This window comes from Streptomyces sp. NPDC004609 (genome assembly GCF_042873655.1).
GTDB lineage: Bacteria > Actinomycetota > Actinomycetes > Streptomycetales > Streptomycetaceae > Streptomyces.
Window position 1 is genome coordinate 29543 of the sequence record NZ_JBIALS010000020.1, and the last position, 20945, is coordinate 50487.

A 20945-nucleotide genomic window follows, 5' to 3' on the forward strand; every position below is an offset into this window, starting at 1 on the left:
CCCCGGCCGTCACCCGAAACCACCCGAACCCTCCGGTGGGCCCTCCCGTTCCCTCTCCGGAACGGCGAACTCGCACCACACGCATTTGCCGCCGCCGCGGGAGTCCACGCCCCAGCTGTCGGTCAGCCGGTCCACCAGCAGCAACCCCCGCCCGGACACCCCCGACTCCCCCGGGTCACGCCGTCTGGGCAGCGCGCTGGAGCGGTCCTCGACCTCCACCCGCAGCCGCCGCTGCGGTCCCGACAGCACCCGGACGGTGACGACCGCGCCGCCGTCGGTGTGCATCAGGGCGTTGGTGATCAGCTCGTCGGCGACGAGTTCGATCTCGTCGGCCCGCTCGCGCGCGCCCCAGGCGTGTACCGCCGAACGGACCATACGACGGGCCGAGCGCAGCGCCCCGGGGTCGTTCTGGGCGACGTGCTGGTGGAGTCTGCCGCCGGTCCGCGGGGTCAGCGCGCCCCTGCGGCGCAGCAGCAGGATGGCCACGTCGTCGTCTCCGCCGCGCTCGTCGACGACCTCGCAGAGATGGTCCGCGAGCTGCTGGATGTCACGGGGTCCGCCGTGGACGAGCGCGGTGAGCAGCTGCATACCGTCGTCGAGATCGGCGCCGGGCTGCTCGACGAGCCCGTCGGTGTAGAGGAGCAGGGTCTGCCCGGGGTCCAGTTCGACGGTGGTGACGGGATACTCCATCCGGCCGAACTCCGCGGACAGGCCGAGCGGGAGCCCGCCCTCGACCGGCAGCCTGCGGCAGCTTCCGTCGGTGTCCCGCACCAGCGGGTCGACATGCCCGGCGCGGACGACCTGGACGACGCCGCTGGAGAGGTCGGCCTCGGCGTACATGCAGGTCGCGAACCGGTCGGTGTCCAGTTCGTGCAGGAAGACGGAGGCGCGGGCCATCACGGTGGCGGGGTTGTGGCCCTCGGCCGCGTACGCCCTGAGCACGATCCGCAGCTGGCCCATCACCGCGGCCGCGTCGGTGTCGTGCCCCTGGACGTCCCCGATGACCGCGCCGACCCGGCCGCCGGGGAGAGCGATGATGTCGTACCAGTCGCCGCCGATGTCCCGGCCCATCCGTGCCGAGCGGTAGCGGACGGCGATCTGCGCGCCCGGCACATCGGGGATCCGGCGGGGCAGCATGGCCTGCTGGAGCCCTTCGGCGAGGTCGTGCTCCTGGTCGTAGAGGACGGCGCGCTGGACGCTCTGGGCGATGCTGCTGCCGAGCGCGACCAGCAGATTGCGCTCCTCGGAGCTGAAGCCGGTCCGGCCGCCGTACAGGAGACCGAAGGCGCCGATGGGCCGGCCCTGGGCGATGAGCGGGAGGTAGGCGGCGGACTCGATGCCGAGTTCCTCGATATGGGGCCAGAGCACGGGGTAGGAGTCGGCGAAGTCCCGGGGGCCCTCGATGAAGCGGGGCGCCAGGGTGCGTACGACCTCGCTCATGGGGTACTGCTCGTCCACGCGGGTGTAGCGGGTCCCGGGCACGAAGGCGTCCTCCGGGCCCCCGGCGACCAGGTGGATGCGTCCGCCGGGCTCCAGGAGTCCCATCACCAGGCTGGTCGCGCCGAAGATCTCCAGGCCGTGGGCGTCCTTGAGGACGTCGATGACGTCCTGCACGGTCCGGGCGTGGGCGAGTGCGGCGGTGGTGGACTCGACGACGCTCGTCTGCCAGCGCCGCTCGGTGTCGGCGGCGATTCGGGCCGTGGAGTCGGCCAGCTCCTCGGTGGCGTCGCGGACGATGCCGATGACACGGCGGGGGCGGCCGGTGCCGTCGCGGCGCACACAGCCCTGGGTGTGGGTCCAGCGCAGACTGCCGTCGCGGCGGCGGATGCGGAAGTAGACGCCGTAGTGCTCGCTGCCGCTCTTCAGCGCCTGCGCCACCAGCGCCTCCAGCCGGGCGGCGTCCTCGGGCGGGATCCGGGAGGTGATGGTCTCCCGGCGGCCGTCGTACTCGCCGGGCGGCATGTCGAGGACCCGGTGCGCGGGCTGGTCGAGATGCATCAGTCCGCTGGCCAGGTCCCAGTCGAAGCTGCCCATCCGGTTGAGGGTCAGGCTCCTGTCCGGGCCGGCCGGCCAGTCGTCGGGAAGCGTCAGGGCCCCCGCTGCCCGATCAACCATGGGGACACTCTGCCATCATTTGTCGGATTCTTCGACCGGTTGGGGCCATCGGCCCGGTCACCCCGCGTAGGTGTCCGGCTCGGCCGACTGCTCGCTGGGGCCGGTCGGCTCCGGGTCGGACGGAGGCAGTTCCTCGTCGGGGGGCAGCCCGGGATCGGCCGGGGACTGCTCCGGGTCCACGGGCTCGACGGGGGGTGCGGTGTCGTACGGACCGATGGGGCAGCCGGGCGGGAGCGCGGGAGCGTCCGGGTCCCCGGGAACCGCCGTCGAGGGGTCCGGGCAGTCGGTGGGATCCGGGTCGGCCGGGTCGGTGGAACGTTCCGGATCGGCCGGTTCGGTGGAGCGTTCCGGGTCGGTGGAACGTTCCGGGTCGGCCGGGTCGGTGGAACGTTCCGGGTCGGCCGGGCCCGTGGAACGTTCCGGATCAGCCGGGCCCGTGGAACGTTCCGGATCAGCCGGGCCCGTGGAACGTTCCGGATCAGCCGGGCCGGTGCCGTCCCCGGGCCCGGCCGGTGCCGAAGGGTAGGTGTAGATGTCGTCGGGGTTCACGGGCGGGAGCACATCGGGGCGCCTGTCCCTCTCGCCGTCGCTGCCCGTCTGCCGGTCGACCCATCTCTCGCTGGCCACGTCGACGATCACCAGGCTGCTCATGACCTGGTTGGTCGGTTTGACGACGACGATGCGGTCGGGGTCGTAGCCGGTCCACGGCCGGCCCTTCTGGATCACTCCGCCCTCGACAGCGGTCGGCGACCGGAGCGGGTTGCCGCAGGCGCAGCGGACGCGCGGGGTGCCGTGCCGGTCGACGAGCACGGCGGTGCCCGCCTGGAGGACGGCCTGGCGGGCGGCCGCGGAGCCGTCGCGGTAGCCGTGGCTGGTGACCCGGGTGTCGGCGCGCAGCACGACGGGGGTCAGATCGCGCAGAAAGCCGGGCAGCGCGCTCTGGGAGACCCCGGCGCCCCCGGCGAACGCGCGGGCCTTGGCCGGTTCGGCGCGCAGCAGCGTGATCTGCCGCTCGACGTCACAGCTGCCGATGGACCGGATGCCGCCGTACAGGCCGGGTGTCGCCCCCGAGAGGGTGCGCAGGGTGTGCCCCCTGGTGGGCGGGCCACCGGCCGGGGGCGAGGGCAGGACCGCCTGCGGCGCGGGCGCGGGCAGCGCGCGGGCCGTGGTGGCGGTGTACGGGTCGGGGCCCTGGTCGGCCGCGGGCTGGAGGAGGACCTCTTCGTCCTTGCCGGTGGCCACGACGTCGTCGCCCCCGCATCCGGAGACCAGGAATCCGAGGGACAGTGCGGTGGACAGCGCGGCCGCCGCCGACCACCGGCGACGAGCGGACCACCGACGACGAATGGGACGCACGAGCATCTCCCGTCTTCTCACCGTGATCACCGTCATATGTCCTTCAAGTTCTGCCGGATTCCCTGGCGCATCGCGACTTGAACGCGTTCAATCGGATGCCTGGTATCGGCTCACGGGGAGCCGATCGCGCGGGTGCCCGGGGGTGTGGTGGGTGTGTCCGTCCTGGTCAGCCTGATCGCGAGGCTCGGTCTGCCCCTGCCCGGACGACGGCGCCCGGGACCGTCCGGAGGGCTTGCGCCCATTCGGCGCACACGCTCCTGTCCCGAGGCGGGGGCCACCCGGCTCGGGCCGATGCCCGACGGCTACCACCATCTGCACCACACGACCCGGATCGGCCGGGGCCGGGCGGTCTACGAGGCGGCCGGCGCCGCGGTCACCACCTGGCGCGTGCACCGCGCGGCGGGCCTGCGGCTGCGGGCCACGGCCCCGCGCGCCGCGGCCGGGGTGCGGGTGGAGGTCTCGGCGGGCCTGGGCCCGCTGCGGATCGCCGCACCCTGCGAGGTCGTCTGGGCGGAGTGCGGCGGGGACCGGACGGGATTCGCCTACGGAACGCTCACCGGGCATCCGGAGTGCGGTGAGGAGTCCTTCGTCGTCGACATCCGGGACGACGGTTCGGTGTGGTTCACCGTGATGGCCTTCAGCCGCCCGGCATCCTGGTACACCCGGCTCGGGGGACCGCTCACGCGGATGCTGCAGCGGGCCTGCGCCCGGCGGCTCGGCCGGACCGTGCGACGGCTCGCCACGACCGATAATGGAGACGATGGAGTGGTTCGGTGACAACGGCTACTGGCTGGGCCGGCTGGTCTTCCAGCGGGGTCTGGCTGCCGTGTACGTGGTCGCCTTTCTCACCGCGGCCCTTCAGTTCCGGGCGCTGATCGGTGAGCGGGGCATGCTGCCCGTGCCCCGCCATCTGCGCCACCTGCCGTTCCGCGCGGCGCCGGGACTCTTCCAACTGCGCTATTCGGACCGGCTGTTCGCGTTCTGCGCCTGGGCGGGCGCGGCGCTCTCGGCCGCGCTGGTGGCGGGCGCGGCCGACCGGCTGCCGCTCGCGGTGGCGATGGCCTGGTGGGCCGTCCTGTGGGTGCTGTACCTGTCGATCGTCAATGTCGGGCAGACCTGGTACGGCTTCGGCTGGGAGTCCCTGCTGCTGGAGACCGGGTTCCTGGCGGTCTTCCTCGGCAACGACCGTACGGCCCCGCCGGTGCTAGTGCTGTTCCTGCTGCGCTGGGTGCTGTTCCGGGTGGAGTTCGGCGCCGGGCTGATCAAGCTGCGCGGCGACCGCTGCTGGCGCGATCTGACGTGTCTGTACTACCACCACGAGACCCAGCCGATGCCGGGGCCGCTGAGCTGGTTCTTCCACCACCTGCCACGGCCGCTGCACCGGGTGGAGGTGGGGGCGAACCACTTCTGCCAGCTCGTGGTGCCCCTCGCGCTCTTCGCCCCGCAGCCGGTGGCGAGCGTCGCGGCCGGACTGATCGTCTGTACGCAGCTGTGGCTGGTACTCTCCGGCAACTTCGCCTGGCTGAACTGGCTCACGATCGTGCTGGCCCTCTCCGCCGTGGACGCCTCCCTCGTCGCGGCTCCGCCCGCGTTGCCGGCCGCGCCGCCGTGGTACGCGGTCGTCGTCATCGCCGTCACCGCGCTGGTGGTGGTACGCAGCTGGTATCCCGCGCGCAATCTGCTCTCCCGCGGGCAGCGCATGAACACCACGTACGACCCGCTGCACCTGGTCAATTCCTACGGCGCGTTCGGCACGGTGAGCCGGGTGCGCCGGGAGGTGGTGGTGGAGGGCACGGACGAGAGGGTCCTGCACCCGGGCACGGTGTGGCGGGAGTACGGCTTCAAGGGCAAGCCCACGGATCCGCGCCGGATGCCGCGTCAGTTCGCCCCGTACCATCTGCGGCTCGACTGGATGATGTGGTTCGCCGCGCTCTCCCCCGCGTACGCGCGCTCGTGGTTCGGGCCGTTCGTGGAGCGGCTGCTGGAGGGGGACCGGGACACGCTGCGGCTGCTGGGCGTCAATCCGTTCCCCGGCGCCCCGCCCGTCCATGTGCGCGCCCGGATCTGGCGGTACCGCTACACGACCCGGCGGGAGCGCAGGGCGACGGGCGCGTGGTGGCACCGGGACGAGGTATGGGAGTTCCTGCCGCCCACCCGGCTGCGCTGAAGGCGGGCACGGGGACGAGCGGGGCCCGCGAGACCGGGTCCGGGTGCCGGGTCCGCGAGACCGGGTCCGCCCGGAACGCGGCCGTGCCCCCCGCGCGAACGCGGAGGGCACGGTGCGGGTTACCGCGTGATGATCCCGGGTCAGTCGATCCCTGGCAGGATGTGCGGCTCGGCGAGGTCGTCCTCGTACCCCGCCAGCCGGATCGGGGCCGACCGGGCCCAGACTTCGAGGCTGCCGAGTTCGTCGGAGCGTGCGATCCGCTCGCCGGTCCGTTCGGGGGGCCGCTGCTCGTGCTGCTTCTTCACATCAGGTGTCACCGCGCACTCCTCTGTGTCGCGTAACTGGGACAAGGGCGGTTCGGTCGCGGTGGCGCCGGCACGTGGGCGGGACCGCAGCCTGGTTGCAGACGTGTCCCAGGACGGCCAAGGGGCATTTGTGGACCTCTTGGGTGCGTCCGTGGCCCTCAGAGTAACCAAATGAGCAAGGGCATGCTCGATGGGGCCGGAGATTCTGCCCATTTCTGGCCAAGGATGGATACCGGAACCCGGCTGTACGGCGGTATGGAGGGCCCCGGAACGCTGTCACGGGAGGGAACCCGGATGGAGCAGTGAACGCCGGGGCCGGAACGTGTTCCCGATGAACCCGTCCCGGCCCCGGAACGCAGGTCGGCCCCGCCTCGTCGCGTACACACCGAAATGGCGCGTTTACCGTCGGACGCCGCGCAGGCGCGCCGGCGGGCGGGGTCGCGGGGCGGTTACCAGTTCGCGGGCGTGTAGTCCTTGAGGAAGCAGCCGTAGAGGTCCTCGCCGTCCTCGCCGCGCACGATGGGGTCGTACACGCGGGCGGCGCCGTCGACCAGGTCGAGCGGGGCGTGGAAGCCCTCCTCGGCGAGGCGCATCTTGTCGGGGTGCGGACGCTCGTCGGTGATCCAGCCGGTGTCGACGGCGGTCATGAGGATGCCGTCCGTCTCGAACATCTCCTGGGCGCTGGTGCGCGTGAGCATGTTCAGCGCGGCCTTCGCCATATTGGTGTGGGGATGGCCCGCGCCCTTGTAGCCGCGGCTGAAGACGCCCTCCATCGCGGAGACGTTCACCACGTACGTCCGCTTGGCGCGGGCGGCGGCCATGGACGGGCGGAGCCGGCTGATGAGGATGAAGGGCGCGGTGGAGTTGCAGAGCTGCACCTCCAGCAGCTCCACGGGGTCCACCTCGGAGACGGTCTGGATCCAGCTGTTGGTGTCGTGCAGATCCGGCACCAGGCCGCCCGCGTCGATCGCGGTGCCCGCCTCGATCCGGGCCGGGGTCGCGGAGCCGGACACCAGGGCCAGTCCCGTGATGTCGTCGGCGCTCAGCCCCTGGCCCGCGGCCGACGGCAGCGCGGCCACGGAGTCCACGGCGCCGCTGCCGAACGTCCCGATGACCTCCGAGGGCGGCAGCTCACCCGCGGGCAGCGGAGCGGACTCCGCGGCGACGAGCTCGCGGTACGCCCCCGGGGAGCGGCGCACGGTCTGCGCGGCGTTGTTGATCAGGATGTCCAGGGGCCCCTGGGCCGCGACCGAGTCCGCCAGCGCGACGACCTGCGCGGGGTCCCGCAGATCGATCCCCACGATCCGCAGGCGGTGGATCCACTCGTCGCTGTCCGGCATCGCCTTGAAGCGGCGGATCGCGTCGTTCGGGAAGCGGGTGGTGATCGTGGTGTGCGCGCCGTCGCGCAGCAGTCGCAGCGCGATGTACATCCCGATCTTGGCGCGTCCACCGGTGAGCAGGGCCCGCCTGCCCCGCAGATCGGTCCGGGCGTCCCGGCGCGCGCGGTTGTCGGCGGCGCACTTCTGGCACAGCTGGTGGTAGAAGGCGTCGACCTCGACATAGCGGGTCTTGCAGATGTAGCAGGACCTCGGGCGCTGGAGGATGCCCGCGATCTCCCCGGAGACGGAGGAGGACGGCAGCAGCCCCTCGGTCTCGTCGTCGATCCGCTCGGCGGAGCCGGTGGCCGTGGCCTCCGTGACCGCCCTGTCGTGGGCGGTCTTGGCAGCCCTGCGCTCCTGGCGGCGGCGCTGCTTCACCGTGCGGTAGATGCCGGCGGTCGCGCGGCGGACCGCTATCGCGTCCGGGTGGTCGATCTCCAGGCGGTCCAGTTCGTCCAGCACACTCAGGCACACGGCCAGCCGCTCCGGATCGATCCCGGGCCCGAACGCCGGGCTGTCCTCTGTCACCGTCATGTGCCTTGCCGTTCCTCCGTCGCGAACGCGGTGGGCGCGTGCGCGTTCCGCGGGTTCCAAATGCGCAACCCTACGGCCCCCCGGGCGCCTGGGACAAATGGGCCGATCCCCCGGCCGCCGGGTGCCCGGGCTCCGGCGCACCGGACGGTCCCCGGACACCGGACGGCCGGGTGGGCCGCCCCGTGCCCCGTGCCGCGTCCCGCGTCACCGGGTCACTTCCGCCCGAGCACCTCCTCGTACAGCTCGTACGTCCGCCGGGCCACCCGCTCCCAGCCGAACTCGCGCACCGCGCGCTGCCGCCCGGCCGCGCCCATCCTCGCGGCCTCGGGCGGGTCGTCGAGGACCCGGTTCACCGCCTGTGCCAGGGCGGATTCGAAGGACTCGGGGTGCCGGGCGCCGTACGGCACGAGCAGTCCCGTGCGTCCGTCGTCCACGACCTCGGGGATGCCGCCGACGGCGGAGGCGACCACGGGTGTGCCGCAGGCCATGGCCTCCAGATTGACGATGCCGAGCGGCTCGTACACCGACGGGCAGACGAACACGGACGCGTGGGTGAGGAGCTGGATGATCTGCGGGCGCGGCAGCGTCTCGGGGATCCAGTGCACTCCGTCACGGGCCCGGTCCAGCTCGTCGACCAGCTCCCGGAACTCGGCTCCGGTCGCGGGGGTGTCGGGGGCGCCCGCGCAGAGGACGAGCTGTGCCTCCGGATCGAAGGCCCTGGCCGCGCGCAGCAGATGGGGGACGCCCTTCTGGCGGCTGATCCGGCCGACGAAGAGCACATAGGGGCGGCTCGGGTCGACTCCGAGCCGCTGAAGGGCGGAGGTGTCGTGGTCGGGGCGGTAGAGGCGGGTGTCGATGCCGTTGTGGATGACCCGCACCCGGCCGGGGTCGATCGCGGGGTAGCACGCGAGGATGTCGTCCCGCATCCCCCGTGAGACGGCGACGACCGCGTCGGCGGCTTCGATGGCCGTGCGCTCGGCCCAGCCGGAGAGGGCGTAACCGCCGCCGAGTTGCTCGGCCTTCCACGGGCGCAGGGGTTCCAGGGAGTGCGCGGTCATCACGTGCGGGACGCCGTGGAGGAGCTTGGCGAAGTGGCCGGCGAGTGCGGCGTACCAGGTGTGGGAGTGGACCAGTTCGCGGCCCTGGAGCTCCGCGGCCATCGCCAGGTCGACGGAGAAGGCGCGCAGTGCCTCGTTCGCCCCGGCGAGTCCGTCGGCGGGCCGGTGCCGCAGCACCCCTTCGGCCTCGCCCTCGCCCCAGCAGTGCACCTCCAGCTCGGTCAGCGCCCTCAACTCCTGGGCGAGGAACTCGACATGGACCCCGGCGCCCCCGTAGACGTCCGGGGGGTACTCGCGTGTGAGCAGTCCCACCTTCACCCTTCGATGGTCACCCACCGGGGGCGCAGGGGGAAGACGGCGTGCCGCGGGATCACGGGGCCGGTGCACCCGGCGGACGGTCGAAGACACAGTCGCCGCACAGCCCGCCGCCCGCCCGGTAGTACAGACAGCAGCTGGTGCGGCGGTGCCCGGGGCCGTGAACCGTACCGGACAGATCGGGGTGGCCGAAGAGCTCAGCGGCGAGTGCGGCGGCGCGTTCCCCGACCTCGGGCCTGCCCGCCCCACGCGCCCAGCGGTCGATCTCCCGTACGGCCGCGGCGAGCGCCGAGCCCGCGTTGCCCCACAGCAGCCGCGGGGAGATCCGGGTGTCGCGGCGGAACGCGTCGGCGAGGGGGGCGAGGTGCCCGTACTGCACCATGTCCCTGATCGCGCCCGCGCCCGCGGGCACGGTCCGCAGCCGGGTGAGCCGCAGATCGTCGGGCGAGCTGCGGTCCGGAGCCCAGTGGAGCCGTTGTGGATCGAGGTCGGGGAGCTCTCCGTACAGGGCGGCGGAGCCGAGCGCGACGGACCACAGCCGTGCGGCGAGTCCCAGCTGGGCGATGGAGGCGGCGACACGCCGCTCGGGTGCGCGGAGCCGGACGGCGACGGTGTCGACACGGACCGCGAGGGGCCCGTCGGCGCCCGCGTACAGCCGCGCGAGCGGGAGGCCGTGCCACGTTGCCGATGTGTCCGATCCGCCCGGCCGGTACTCTCCGCCCGGTCCGCCCGTGGACGAACCGTCCCCGGTCCGCAGGGCGAAGAAGCCGCCGATCGCTCCCAGTTCCAGCAGGTCCACTCCCCGCTCACCGCCCCGTGTCCCGATTCCGCGCCCCTGTGCGCCGCCCGCACGCCACCGTATCCGCGGCCGGTCCCGTCTCCACCCCCGTGACCTGGTCAACCGTCGCGCATAGGACTTTAGGCCTAGGCTCGTACTCCGTCGGCAGTACGTCCGATTGCCTGCTCCAGGACGACGACGCGGACGCGGAACAGAGAGATCGTGGTCTCCATGAGTTCCCTCGTGCTGGCCGTGCTCCTGTCGCTGGTCTCCGCGGTCGCCTACGCGGCCGGGGCGATCATGCAGGAGCATGTCGCCGCATCCACCCCTGCCCGCCCGTACGCTCCGCTGCATCACGCAGGGTGGTGGTTCGCCGTCTCCCTGAACGGGTTCGGCGCCCTCTTGCATGTGATCGCCCTGGCCTACGGGCCGCTGAGCGTCGTCCAGCCCCTCGGTGCGCTCACCATCGTGTTCGCCCTGCCGATGGCCGCGCTGTTCGTACGGCGGCGGGCGGGCGCGATGGCCTGGAAGGGCGCGATCATGGCGACGGCCGGCCTCGCCGGGCTGCTGGCGCTGAGCGGGGACACGGACACCGACTCGCTGGGCACGGGACAGCGCGGGGTACTCGCGGCGGCGACCTTCGGCGTCGTCGCGCTGATCTTCCTGGTGGCGCAGACGATCCACCGGCCGGTGCTGCGCAGTGTGCTGCTGGCCGCCTCCGCCGGCGTGGCGTTCGGTATCGCCTCCGTGTTCACCAAGACGGTCGCGGTCGACTGGGAATGGGCGCATCCGCTGGCGCAGTGGCCGAGCCTGATCGCGGTGGGGGTGCTCGCGATCGGCGGACTGCTGCTCTCCCAGGCGTCCTACCGGGGCGCGGGCCTCGCGGCTCCGCTGGCCACGGTCACCGTGGTCAATCCGGTGGTGGCCGCGGCCGTCGGCATCACCATGTTCGGCGAGAGCTTCCGGTACGGGATCCCGGGCACCGCGCTGGCGCTGGCGTTCGGCGCACTGGCGGCGGCCGGGCTGGTCCTGCTGACGACGGAGCGGCTCGCCGCCTCGCGCGAGCGGGAGCCCGGTTCGTCACCCGTGGGGCGGCCCAGGTCGCCGGAGGTGCGCCCGGGGGCCGAGGCGGAGCCCAGGGGGTCGGGATTTCGCCCTTCCGAAGTCCGGGCTCCTTCGTCTCCGCCGGGCCTCACGCGACGGTGCCGTTCCCGGTCCGCGGGCCTCGGGTCCGCGCGGATCCGGGCTGCTGAGACCCGGTCCGCGGAAGTCCGGGGGTTCGCCTCAGAGCGAGACGCCGCCCGATCGGAGATAGGCGAGGGGGTCGATGTCGGATCCGTACCCCGGACCCGTCCGGACCTCGAAGTGGAGGTGCGGTCCTGAGCTGTTGCCGGTGGAGCCTGAGCGGGCGATCCGCTGGCCGCTCGCGACCTCCTGGCCGGAGCGCACACTGAGCGCGGAAAGATGCGCGTACTGGCTGTACTTGCCGTCGTTGTGGCGGATGACGACCTGGTAGCCGTACGACCCGCCCCAGCCCGCGGAGACGACCCGGCCGGAGGCGACCGCCTTCACCGAGGTGCCGGTGGGGACGGGGAAGTCGACGCCGGTGTGGTAGCCGCTGGACCAGGAGGACCCCGACTTGCGGTACGGGGTGCCGGTGGACGCGTCGACGGGCGCGCTCAGCCCGGACGCGGACCTGGCGGCCCGGACCGGCTTGGCGTCCTGCTTCTTCGGCTGGGGCCTCGACTGCGGCTTCGTGTGCGGTTTCGGCTGCGGCTTCGCCCGGGGCGCGGCCTCGCGGACGTCCGAACGGGGGACGTCCTTCTTCGGTGCCGTCTTCGGCGGGGCCTGCTCGGGCGCCGTGCGGGACGGCCCCGGCGCCGCGGAGGCGGGAGGCTTGCTCTCGGGCCGCGCCGCGGGGGCGCCGGAGCCCTGCGCGGGGGCCTGTATCCGCAGGACCAGCCGCTGGCCCGGGTGGATCAGATCGGGGTCGGAGCCGATGACCGCGCGGTTCTGCGTGTACAGCTGCTGCCAGCCGCCGCGGACGTCCTTGGCGTCGGCGATCCTGGAGAGCGAGTCCCCGTGGGCCACGGTGTAGCCCTCGCGCTGGGTGGGCACGGTGGTCGGCGTCGACTTGGGCTGCGGTTGCTGCCGCTGCTGTGCCTTCTGCTGCTGCGGTGCGGACAGCTGGGGGGCCGCGTGCTTCGGCGAGCGGTGCTCTCCCCGGGTGCTCTTGCCCTCCCCGGCGGCCTTCCGCTCCGGTGAGACCTCGGGCGCGTCCCCGCCGCGCGTGAGCCCGGCCCGGACCGAGCAGGCCGGCCAGGCCCCCGGGCCCTGGCCCTTCAGGACCCGCTCGGCGACGGCGATCTGCTGGTCCTTGCTGGCGAGGTCCGCGCGGGGCGCGTACTCCCGGCCCCCGTACGCCTCCCAGGTGGACTGGGTGAACTGGAGCCCGCCGTAGTAGCCGTTGCCGGTGTTGATGCTCCAGTTGGTGGAGGACTCGCAGGCGGCAACCTTCTCCCAGACGTCCACGGAGGCGGCCTGGCTCGTCCCCGCGCCGATCAGCGGGAGCGCCATGCCCGCGCCGCCCGCGGTGACCGTGAGAGACGCGCGGTTGATGCGGCTCGGCTGGTATCGGCGGTGCCGACCGGTTGCGGCCATGTGGAATCTCCCCCAGGGAACGGATCACGCAGATCACGAAACGGTCACGTACCAAGCGGTCAACTTAGGCGGTCGGCCCGGACTATGACAAGGGCTCAGCCCCCGCGCACCGGGGCACACGGGGCGGGAGCGCCGCAAAGGTACCGGGGTTGCGCGGCCTCCGAGAGGGTGTACTCCAGGAGAGTCCGGAAATATTCGGGAACTTCCCGGACTTGCCGATCGATGAATGGCTGGGTCCGCCCGCACGTACCGGTGGGGGCGGAGTGGGATTTTCCGAAGGACATCCAGGAGCACGCATGAGTGGAACAGCCCAGATCGGTGTCACGGGACTCGCGGTGATGGGCCGCAACCTCGCCCGTAACTTCGCCCGCAACGGCTTCACGGTCGCCGTGCACAACCGCACCGCGGCCAGGACGCGGGCGCTGATCGAGGAGTTCGGTGACGAGGGCGGTTTCGTCGCGGCCGAGTCGGCCGAGGAGTTCGTCGCGGCGCTGGAGCGGCCGCGGCGTCTGGTCATCATGGTCAAGGCGGGTGAGCCGACGGACGCGGTGATCGAGGAGTTCGCGCCGCTGCTGGAGGAGGGCGACGTCATCATCGACGGCGGCAACGCCCACTTCGCCGACACCCGCCGGCGCGAGAAGGAACTGCGCGGGCGCGGTATCCACTTCGTGGGCGTGGGCATCTCCGGCGGTGAGGAGGGCGCGCTGCACGGCCCGAGCATCATGCCGGGCGGTTCGGCCGAGTCGTACGCCTCGCTCGGACCGCTGCTGGAGAAGATCGCGGCGAAGGCCCACGACGGCACCCCGACGGTGGCGCACATCGGCCCCGACGGCGCCGGCCACTTCGTGAAGATGGTCCACAACGGCATCGAGTACGCCGATATGCAGCTGATCGCCGAGGCCTACCATCTGCTGCGCTCGGTCGCCGGGTACTCCCCCGCCCGGATCGCGGAGACCTTCCGCACCTGGAACACGGGCCGGCTGGAGTCGTATCTCATCGAGATCACGGCGGAGGTGCTGGCGCACACCGACGCGGCGACCGGAAAGCCCTTCGTCGACATCGTCGCCGACCGGGCGGAGCAGAAGGGCACGGGCCGCTGGACCGTCCAGGTCGCGCTCGACCTCGGGGTACCGGTCTCCGGGATCGCGGAGGCGGTCTTCGCGCGCTCGCTGTCGGGGCACGCGGAGCTGCGCGACGCCTCGCGCGGGCTGCCGGGCCCCTCACCGCGGGTGCTGGGCGAGGAGGAGGCGGACCGGTTCGCCGAGCGGGTCGAGCAGGCGCTGTACGCCTCCAAGGTCGTGTCGTACACCCAGGGCTTCCACCAGATCCGGGCGGGCAGCGAGGCGTACGGCTGGAACATCGACCTCGGTGCGGTCGCCTCGATCTGGCGCGAGGGCTGCATCATCCGGGCGGCGTTCCTGGACCGGATCCTTCAGGCGTACGACAGCCGGCCCGAGCTGCCGAGCCTGCTGTCGGACAAGCAGTTCGCCGAGGAGACCGGCGCGGCTCAGGACGACTGGCGCGAGGTCGTCGCGACGGCCGCCCGGCAGGGTGTTCCGACGCCGGGCTTCTCGGCGGCGCTCGCGTACTACGACGCGCTGCGGTCCGAGCGGCTGCCCGCGGCCCTCACCCAGGGCCAGCGCGACTTCTTCGGCGCGCACACCTACCGCCGGACCGACCGGGAGGGCTCGTTCCACACCCTCTGGGGCGGTGACCGCTCGGAGGTGGCCACGGACTGACGGCAGGCCGCGGCGGGCCCGTCGGCCGACCGCGTGACCAGGTGCCGGGCCGCGGGGTGCCGGGCCGCAGCGGTGTCGGGCCCGCACGGTGGCGGGACGCCCTCGGCGGGCTGTTCTCATGGCCCGGTGGCGGGCCCGATTCCGCCGGGCCCGTTCCCGCCGGGAGCGGGCGCGGCGCGGGTCCGGACACCGATGCCGGGCCCCGCCGTGGGCTTTCCGTCCCGGGCCGGGCGCGGAGATCCGTCTCAGGCCGGACCGGGCGCGGGCTCGGGCTCCGGTGTGGGCTCGGGTCCGGGCGTCGGCGGCTGCGGAATCGGGTCCGGCGCGGGAGGGGGCGACGGTACGGGCCCCGGCCCGGGCACCGGCCCCGGTGTGGGACCCGGCGGTCCCGGAGTCGGTACGGGCGAGGGCGGTACGGGGGGCTGGGTCATGCCGGTCCTCCAGGGTTCGGAGTTCATGCGTTCCCACTGTCTCCCCGTCCGCGTTCCCCCGCGCGCGCTGTCCACACGCCTCAGATCCCGGAACGGATCGCCGCGCATGCCCCGGCGGCGGCCGGCTGCCTGCTCAGCGCCCGTGCGCGCTCGCCCGGACGGCCGCCCGCAGACCGGGGCGGGGGCTGGACAGGACGGGTACGGCGGTGGTCGTACGCCCTGCGGCACCGGCCATCGACGCCTGGGCCAGGACGATCACATCGGCGTCGCGCACGGTGTCGGCGGCGGCGGCCACGGCGGCGAGGTATCCGTCGCCGTCACCGTCCTGGAAGCGTTCCCAGGCGCCCTCCACCAGCAGGGTCCGTACCTCGACGGCCCGGTCGGCGGCCTCCTCCCGGATCAGGGCCTCCGTCGGCCCGAGGGTGCTGCCCAGCGCCGCGACCACCACGATCCGCCGGGCCCGCGCGGCCTCCGCGGCCATCGGCCGGTCCAGGCGGAGCACCGGTATCCCCGCACCGGCCGCGCCCGCCTCGGCGACCGCCCCGATCGTGGAGCAGGTGCACAGCACGGCATTCGCGCCCCCGGCGGCCGCCGTGGCCAGGATCCCGGCCACGGCCGGCGCGACGGCCTCGGGCCCCTCGGCTACGGCACGGGCCAGCAGATCCTCGTGCACGAGGTGGCTCAGCCGCGCCCCGGGATGGTCCTGATCACGCAGGGCGTCGAAGACGGGTACATGGACCGGGGAGGTGTGCAGCAGCGCGAGCATGATCCGCAGGGTAGCCGGGGGCGGGGTGACCGGCGGCGGGGAGACGGCGCGGGCCGGGCGGGTGCGGGACCGGGCGGCGGTCCCGCACCCGCCCGGTGTCACCAGAGGCGCGATTCCGCGGTCAGCTGCGCCTGCGCCGCCGCGACCAGCTCCGGGGGTGCGGCCGGGGCCTCGTCCGGGTGGCGCTCGGCCCAGGTCGCGGCGTACGGGCACAGCGGAACGACCGGGACGCCCTCGCGCCCGGCCATCGCGTAGAGCGTCCGCACCAGCGCGCCCGCGATGCCCTTGCCCTCGTGCTCCCGCTCCACCACCGTGTGCACGGGGACCAGCGCGGCGGGATCGCCGTCGAGCACGAAGTAGGTGATACGGCCGGTGACCTCGCCGTTCTCGTACGCCTCCAGAAGGCCCTTCTCCCGGTGGTCCCGGATGTCGTACTCCGGTCTGTCGGACATGCGGCCTGCTCCCTCGGTAGGACGGACGGACCGCTGACCGCGGACCGTGACTGCTGCGGGACCCGCCGGACCGGCGGCACTCCGTGGAGTGCCCCGGCCGGACGGATCAGACCGCCGTGTGCGGGCTGCGCTCGGTACGGCTCCCGGGCACCGGCGCCGCCGCGTCGGCGCCCACCCCGACGATCCGGTTCTCCGTGTCCACGTGTACCACCCTGGGCACCAGCGAGCGCGCCTCGGCGTCGTCGACCTGCGCGTAGCTGATCAGAATCACCAGATCACCGGGGTGCACCAGATGCGCGGCGGCACCGTTGATCCCGATGACCCCGGAGCCGCGCTCACCCTCGATGACGTACGTCTCCAGGCGCGCGCCGTTCGTGATGTCGACGATGTGGACGAGCTCACCCGGCAGCAGATCCGCCGCCTCCATGAGCCCGGCGTCGATGGTCACGGACCCGACGTAGTGGAGATCGGCCTGAGTGACGGTGGCGCGGTGAATCTTCGACTTGAACACGGTCCGCAGCATCGAGTGCTCCTCAAGGTCGGCTCCCTGCCTGCTTGCTGCAGGTCAAGGGCGTTTCTCACTGTACAGCGGCGTGCCGTGCGGACAGCGGGCACTACTGTCGTGGTACGGGAGCCGGCCCCTGGCAGACGTGCCTGACGGCGTGCCAGTTGGGTTCCGCGCGCGCATCCGTCGGGACGTACCGGGGTGGGACGCGGCACCCGTCATGCCGAAGCGGGTCGGCGGACCGGGTGCGCGGCGGGTCCCGTTGGCCGCGGCGGGCGGCGGGGCACTGTCAGTGGCGGGTGGCAGCATCGGGCGTATGACAGACAACACGGCATTCGACTGGCGGTCCTTCCTGCTCCGGTGGAGCGGGGAGTGGGCGGATTCCCTGCCGGACGGTGAGACGCGGGGCGAGGACGACGAGGCCGCGCGGCGGGCGCGGTGGCTGGGGTTACCCCCCGCGTCCGAGGAGCGGATCGCGGCCATGGAGGAGCGCCTCGGCCGGCGGATGCCCCCGTCGTACCGGGAGTTCCTCAAGGTCAGCGACGGGTGGCGGCACGCGGGCGGTTTCGTGTGGCTGCTGGCGGGAACCACGGACGCGCGCTGGCACGACGACGACTCGGGACTCGCGGGCATGTTCGAGGAGTACCTGGACGAGGACGCCGGGCCCGAGGAGCGGCGGGAGGTGGACATCTGGCGGCGCGGGCTGCAGCTCGACGTCGAGTCCGACATCACCTACGTCCTCATGGATCCCGAGGACGTGGATGAGGACGGCGAGTGGGCCGTGTACACGTGGGCGAGCTGGCGGGCCGCGCCACCCGAGCGCCACGCGAACTTTCTGGAGTTCATGCGGGACATGCACCGGGAGCTCCACAGCCTGCGGGCGCGGCGGAGCGACGAGGAGCCGGAGTTCGCCAACGACACGACGCGAGAGCTGGACGCCCTGGTGGAGAAGGCCCGGCTGGAGGCGCTGCGCGGCGACTGGGAACGGGCCGGGAAGGCGCTGGACGAGGCCAGGAAGTACGGCAGGCCGAGGGCCGCCGGGCTGGGCGACCAGATTCGCCGCCTGCTCGGACAGACCTCCATGGTGTCCTTCGAACACATGGTGACGGACCCGCAGTACACGTCCGAGGTGCTGCCGCCGCTGGTCGCCGAGCACGCGGCGCACGCGTACCGGGACGACGCCACGATGACGTTCCCGTCACAGGGCGCCGGCGACGACCCGGGGTCACTGGCCCACGCGACGCTGGACCAGGTGCGGAAGGGCACGTACCGGTACACGGCGGCCGGACCGTTCGGGGAGGCGGTCGAGCGGGCGCGGGAGCTGGCGCGGTGGGGAGACACCGACGGGGCATGGCGGACGCTGATGAACGCTCTGCCGCTGTGGGAACCGCTGGGACCGGACCACCTGGCGCCGCTGGGGTGGGTGGCCGACCCCGTGCTCGGGCCGCTGCTGACCCCGGAGCGGGGCCGCGAACTGCTGTCCACTCCCAGGGGCGGGCAGGCGGGTGAGGCACCGAGGCCGACGGCCGGGCTCGACCCGGGCAACCTGGCGTGGCTCGCGGAGCCGGACCCGGGCAACCATCGCACGTCCTACCGGTTCGTCCTGGTGGAGGGTGTGGAGCCGGCGGAGTTGCCCGGACGTCTCGCGGACGGGGACGGTACCGTGCTGAACGCACCCATGACCTTCTGGGAGGCACGCCACGAGTCGCTGCACGGGCAAATCGAGTTCTCGTCCTACGACGACAGGGCTCTCATGGCGGTCGGCCGGGCCGGCGCCGGTTGGAGCTTCGCCTTCGACGGCGATCCCGCCCTGTTCGACCCGCAGCGGTTCGTCTCCCCGGCCGCGGCCGCCGGCGCGGGCACCCGCGCGGTGGTGGTGTGGTGCGGCCTGAGGACGGGGCAACCGTTCCTCCACCTTTCGGTGGCGCGGGACGGTGCCGAGCAGTACGCGTTCACATACGCGGACGGAAAGGCCGGGTCAAGCGGAGAGATACCACGGGCGCTGGACCCGGGCCGGTTCTTCGGTGGCCCGGAGGACGGCGCCGAGGCGGAACGTCTGCTGCTGGAGGCGGTGACCGGGGAGTTCGGTGCCTGTCTGCCGCGTCATGCCATCGTGAACGGGCGGCTGCATACGTTCGCCACCCGCTCCTGGACGCGGCCGCCGAGGGAGGGCGAGGCGTACGTGGTGATCCGGATGCACGGGGAAGCCGCGCCCGGCGGCCGGCAGCGGACGGGAGACGACGGGCCGGGCGCCGTGCCACCTGGGTGCTGAGGACCGCGGCCACCCCTGAGTGCCGGCAGGCCGCCGCTCCGCGGTAACGGACGCGGCCCGCACCCCGTGACTCCCCTGCCGCCGCCGGCGCGGTGCCGCGCATCCACCGTCGCGCATCCACCGTCGCGCGTCCACCACCGCGCGTCCGCCGTCGCGGCACCGGTGTCGTCGAACAGGGCCCGGGGACCGCCCCGGGCCCTGTCTAGACTCACGCCCATGGCAGCAGCACACACCTATGACGTGACCGTCGAATGGACGGGCAACCTCGGATCGGGCACGGACGGTTACCGGTCCTTCAGCCGGGACCACGAGGTACTGGCGGACGGCAAGCCCGGGATCGCCGCCTCGTCCGACCCCGCGTTCCGCGGCGACCCCGCGCGCTGGAACCCGGAGGAGTTGCTCGTCGCCTCCGTCGCCCAGTGCCACATGCTCTGGTACCTCCACCTCTGCGCCGTCGGCGGAGTCGCGGTCGTCGACTACGAGGACCATGCCCACGGCACCATGACCATGGACGCGAGCGGCGGAGGTGGCCAGATCACCGGGGTCCTCCTGCGCCCCGAGGTGACCGTCGCCGACGCGTCGATGGCGGAGAAGGCACGCGCGCTGCACGGAGAGGTGCACGCGGTGTGTTTCATCGCCCGCTCGGTGAACTTCCCCATCACCCACGCACCCGTGATCCGGGTCGCGGAGGGCTGAGCGGGCTCCCGCAACACCCACTCCCCGGGCGGTGTTGCCGACCGGGGCCTCCGGGCGGCCCCACCCCTGTCCGGGGGCGTTCGCCGTCGGGGGCCGGGGCTCGACGGGGACGGTGTCCGTGCCGCGGGACGGCGGCCGGCCGCGTCAGCCGAGAGCGTCGAGCAGTTCGCGCTCACGGCGTGCGCTGAGGCCCGCGGGCCGCGGCCGGTCCAGGCCCTGCCGACGCTCCCAGAGCAGTGTGTCGGCCAGCAGTTCGGCGCGGGGACGCTGCCGCAGGCCCGCGGCGGCGGCCGCGGAGCCGCTCCGGGCCGACCAGCCCTCCCAGCCCGGTGCGACCAGCCACATCGGCAGCGACTCGGCCCCCATGTACTCGGCCACACCGTTCGACAGCAGCCAGTCCGGGTCGGCCTCGGTCACCGGCCCCGTGTGCCCGCCGACGGCGCGGGACAGCTCGATCCAGTCCCCGAAGGGAACGGCCGGGCCGACCGTGTTGTACGTGCCGGTGGTCCCCGCCTCCGCGTTGTCGAGCAGCCACGCGCCGAGATCCCGCACGTCGATCGCCTGGGTCGGCAGGAGCGGCGACTTCGGTACGAGCATCCGCCCCCGGGGATCCCGAGCGGCCCGGGCCACCCAGTAGCCGGAGCGGCCGGTGTGGTCGCCGGGTCCGCCGATGAGGCCGGCGCGTGCGATGACGAGCCGGTCGCCCACCGCGGCCGTCGACGCCCGCTCGCAGGCGGCCTTCGCCTCGCCGTACAGCGCGCGGTCGACCTCGCTCCGATCGGTCGGAGCCAGGAGTGCCGCGGACTCGTCCGCGTCCGGCACGGCATGGGAGGCATAGGCACTGACCGAGGAGACGTAGGTCCAGTGCCGCGCGTTGTCACCCAGCGCTTCGAGGGCCCCGCGGACGAGGCCGGGCTGCCAGGACACCTCGACGACCGCGTCCCACGCACGGTCGAGCAGCGGTGCGTACGCCGAGGGATCGCGCCGGTCGGCGGCCACCAGCACCGCTCCGTCGGCCACGTGACCGCTCTCGCCGCGGGCGAGGCACGTCACGCGGTGGCCGCGCCCGACCGCCTGCCGCGACAGCTCCCGGCCCACCCATGCCGTGCCACCCAGAACGAGTATCTCCATCCGGCCACTCAAGCACCGCCGGAGACGAGCACCAAGGGCGATTCGCCGAGAGCAGATCCCGGCCCGCAGCCGCGGTGTCGGCGCACGCGACCGGGCGCTGAGGCGTGCTGCCGTACCCGGGCGGCGACCGGGCCGCCCGGTGCTCCGGGGGCGGGGGGGGGGGGGGGGGGGGGGGGGGGGGGGGGGGGGGGCCCCCGGGGGGTGGTTCCCCCCGGGGGGGGGGGGGGGGGGGGGGGGGGGGGCCCCGGTGGCCCCGGCGGGGGCTTGGTGCGGATGCCCCTGCGG

17 protein-coding genes are annotated in these 20945 nt (G+C 73.4%); 6 read left to right on the forward strand and 11 right to left on the reverse strand.

Annotated features, from left to right (window positions below; all coding sequences use genetic code 11):
• Nucleotides 1–9: 9 nt before the first annotated feature.
• The gene (locus ACFYT4_RS20505) at nt 10–2115 is read right to left on the reverse strand and encodes a SpoIIE family protein phosphatase (protein WP_389270595.1); all 2106 of its coding nucleotides are present in this window, start codon (nt 2113–2115) and stop codon (nt 10–12) included.
• Between the two features lie 57 nt (nt 2116–2172).
• Nucleotides 2173–3507 carry a DUF6777 domain-containing protein gene (locus ACFYT4_RS20510; RefSeq protein ID WP_389270598.1) on the reverse strand — a complete coding sequence of 445 codons (1335 nt, stop codon included), beginning with the start codon at nt 3505–3507 and terminating at the stop codon, nt 2173–2175.
• A 204-nt stretch (nt 3508–3711) separates the two neighbouring features.
• On the opposite strand from ACFYT4_RS20510, the gene ACFYT4_RS20515 reads away from it, so the two are divergent.
• Nucleotides 3712–4248, forward strand: coding sequence for a DUF1990 family protein (locus tag ACFYT4_RS20515; protein ID WP_389270900.1), 537 nt, complete (start codon nt 3712–3714; stop codon nt 4246–4248).
• Nucleotides 4232–5638, forward strand: a complete 1407-nt coding sequence (locus ACFYT4_RS20520; RefSeq protein ID WP_389270601.1) for a lipase maturation factor family protein — start codon at nt 4232–4234, stop codon at nt 5636–5638. Before ACFYT4_RS20515 ends, ACFYT4_RS20520 begins: the two co-directional genes overlap by 17 nt.
• 140 nt (nt 5639–5778) lie before the next feature.
• Here ACFYT4_RS20520 and ACFYT4_RS20525 read toward each other — a convergent pair whose 3' ends face one another.
• The 4 genes from ACFYT4_RS20525 to ACFYT4_RS20540 form a co-directional block, all read right to left on the reverse strand.
• Nucleotides 5779–5955: a hypothetical protein gene (locus tag ACFYT4_RS20525; RefSeq protein ID WP_389270604.1), complete on the reverse strand. Its 177-nt coding sequence runs from the start codon at nt 5953–5955 to the stop codon at nt 5779–5781.
• A 437-nt stretch (nt 5956–6392) separates the two neighbouring features.
• Nucleotides 6393–7856, reverse strand: coding sequence for an SDR family NAD(P)-dependent oxidoreductase (locus tag ACFYT4_RS20530; protein ID WP_389270607.1), 1464 nt, complete (start codon nt 7854–7856; stop codon nt 6393–6395).
• A gap of 212 nt (nt 7857–8068) precedes the next feature.
• Complete coding sequence (gene glgA / locus ACFYT4_RS20535) at nt 8069–9232, reverse strand: glycogen synthase (RefSeq protein ID WP_389270610.1); 1164 nt, start codon at nt 9230–9232, stop codon at nt 8069–8071.
• 52 nt (nt 9233–9284) lie between these two features.
• Nucleotides 9285–10028, reverse strand: coding sequence for a (2Fe-2S)-binding protein (locus ACFYT4_RS20540; RefSeq protein WP_389270613.1), 744 nt, complete (start codon nt 10026–10028; stop codon nt 9285–9287).
• A 210-nt stretch (nt 10029–10238) separates the two neighbouring features.
• Between ACFYT4_RS20540 and ACFYT4_RS20545 the strand changes: the two genes are divergently transcribed.
• Nucleotides 10239–11390, forward strand: coding sequence for a DMT family transporter (locus tag ACFYT4_RS20545; protein WP_389270616.1), 1152 nt, complete (start codon nt 10239–10241; stop codon nt 11388–11390).
• On the opposite strand, the gene ACFYT4_RS20550 is transcribed toward ACFYT4_RS20545, so the two are convergent.
• Nucleotides 11292–12668: a transglycosylase family protein gene (locus ACFYT4_RS20550; RefSeq protein ID WP_389270619.1), complete on the reverse strand. Its 1377-nt coding sequence runs from the start codon at nt 12666–12668 to the stop codon at nt 11292–11294. The two genes, ACFYT4_RS20545 and ACFYT4_RS20550, sit on opposite strands and share 99 nt — an antisense overlap.
• A gap of 296 nt (nt 12669–12964) precedes the next feature.
• Here ACFYT4_RS20550 and gndA point away from each other — a divergent pair, with 296 nt between their 5' ends.
• On the forward strand, nt 12965–14407 hold the full coding sequence (gene gndA, locus ACFYT4_RS20555; RefSeq protein WP_389270622.1) for an NADP-dependent phosphogluconate dehydrogenase: 1443 nt from the start codon (nt 12965–12967) through the stop codon (nt 14405–14407).
• 564 nt (nt 14408–14971) lie between these two features.
• On the opposite strand, the gene ACFYT4_RS20560 is transcribed toward gndA, so the two are convergent.
• The 3 genes from ACFYT4_RS20560 to panD all read right to left on the reverse strand — a co-directional run bounded on the left by ACFYT4_RS20560 (nt 14972) and on the right by panD (nt 16579).
• Nucleotides 14972–15604, reverse strand: a complete 633-nt coding sequence (locus ACFYT4_RS20560; protein ID WP_389270625.1) for an aspartate/glutamate racemase family protein — start codon at nt 15602–15604, stop codon at nt 14972–14974.
• 98 nt (nt 15605–15702) lie between these two features.
• Nucleotides 15703–16056 (reverse strand): GNAT family N-acetyltransferase, encoded by a 354-nt coding sequence (locus ACFYT4_RS20565; RefSeq protein ID WP_389270628.1) that lies wholly within the window; start codon nt 16054–16056, stop codon nt 15703–15705.
• 106 nt (nt 16057–16162) lie between these two features.
• Nucleotides 16163–16579: an aspartate 1-decarboxylase gene (gene panD, locus ACFYT4_RS20570; protein ID WP_389270630.1), complete on the reverse strand. Its 417-nt coding sequence runs from the start codon at nt 16577–16579 to the stop codon at nt 16163–16165.
• Nucleotides 16580–16877: 298 nt separating this feature from the next.
• On the opposite strand from panD, the gene ACFYT4_RS20575 reads away from it, so the two are divergent.
• Nucleotides 16878–18833: an SMI1/KNR4 family protein gene (locus ACFYT4_RS20575; protein ID WP_389270634.1), complete on the forward strand. Its 1956-nt coding sequence runs from the start codon at nt 16878–16880 to the stop codon at nt 18831–18833.
• A 216-nt stretch (nt 18834–19049) separates the two neighbouring features.
• Nucleotides 19050–19529, forward strand: coding sequence for an OsmC family protein (locus ACFYT4_RS20580; RefSeq protein ID WP_389270637.1), 480 nt, complete (start codon nt 19050–19052; stop codon nt 19527–19529).
• 144 nt (nt 19530–19673) lie between these two features.
• On the opposite strand, the gene ACFYT4_RS20585 is transcribed toward ACFYT4_RS20580, so the two are convergent.
• Nucleotides 19674–20660, reverse strand: a complete 987-nt coding sequence (locus tag ACFYT4_RS20585) for an NAD-dependent epimerase/dehydratase family protein (RefSeq protein WP_389270640.1) — start codon at nt 20658–20660, stop codon at nt 19674–19676.
• Nucleotides 20661–20945 lie beyond the last annotated feature (285 nt).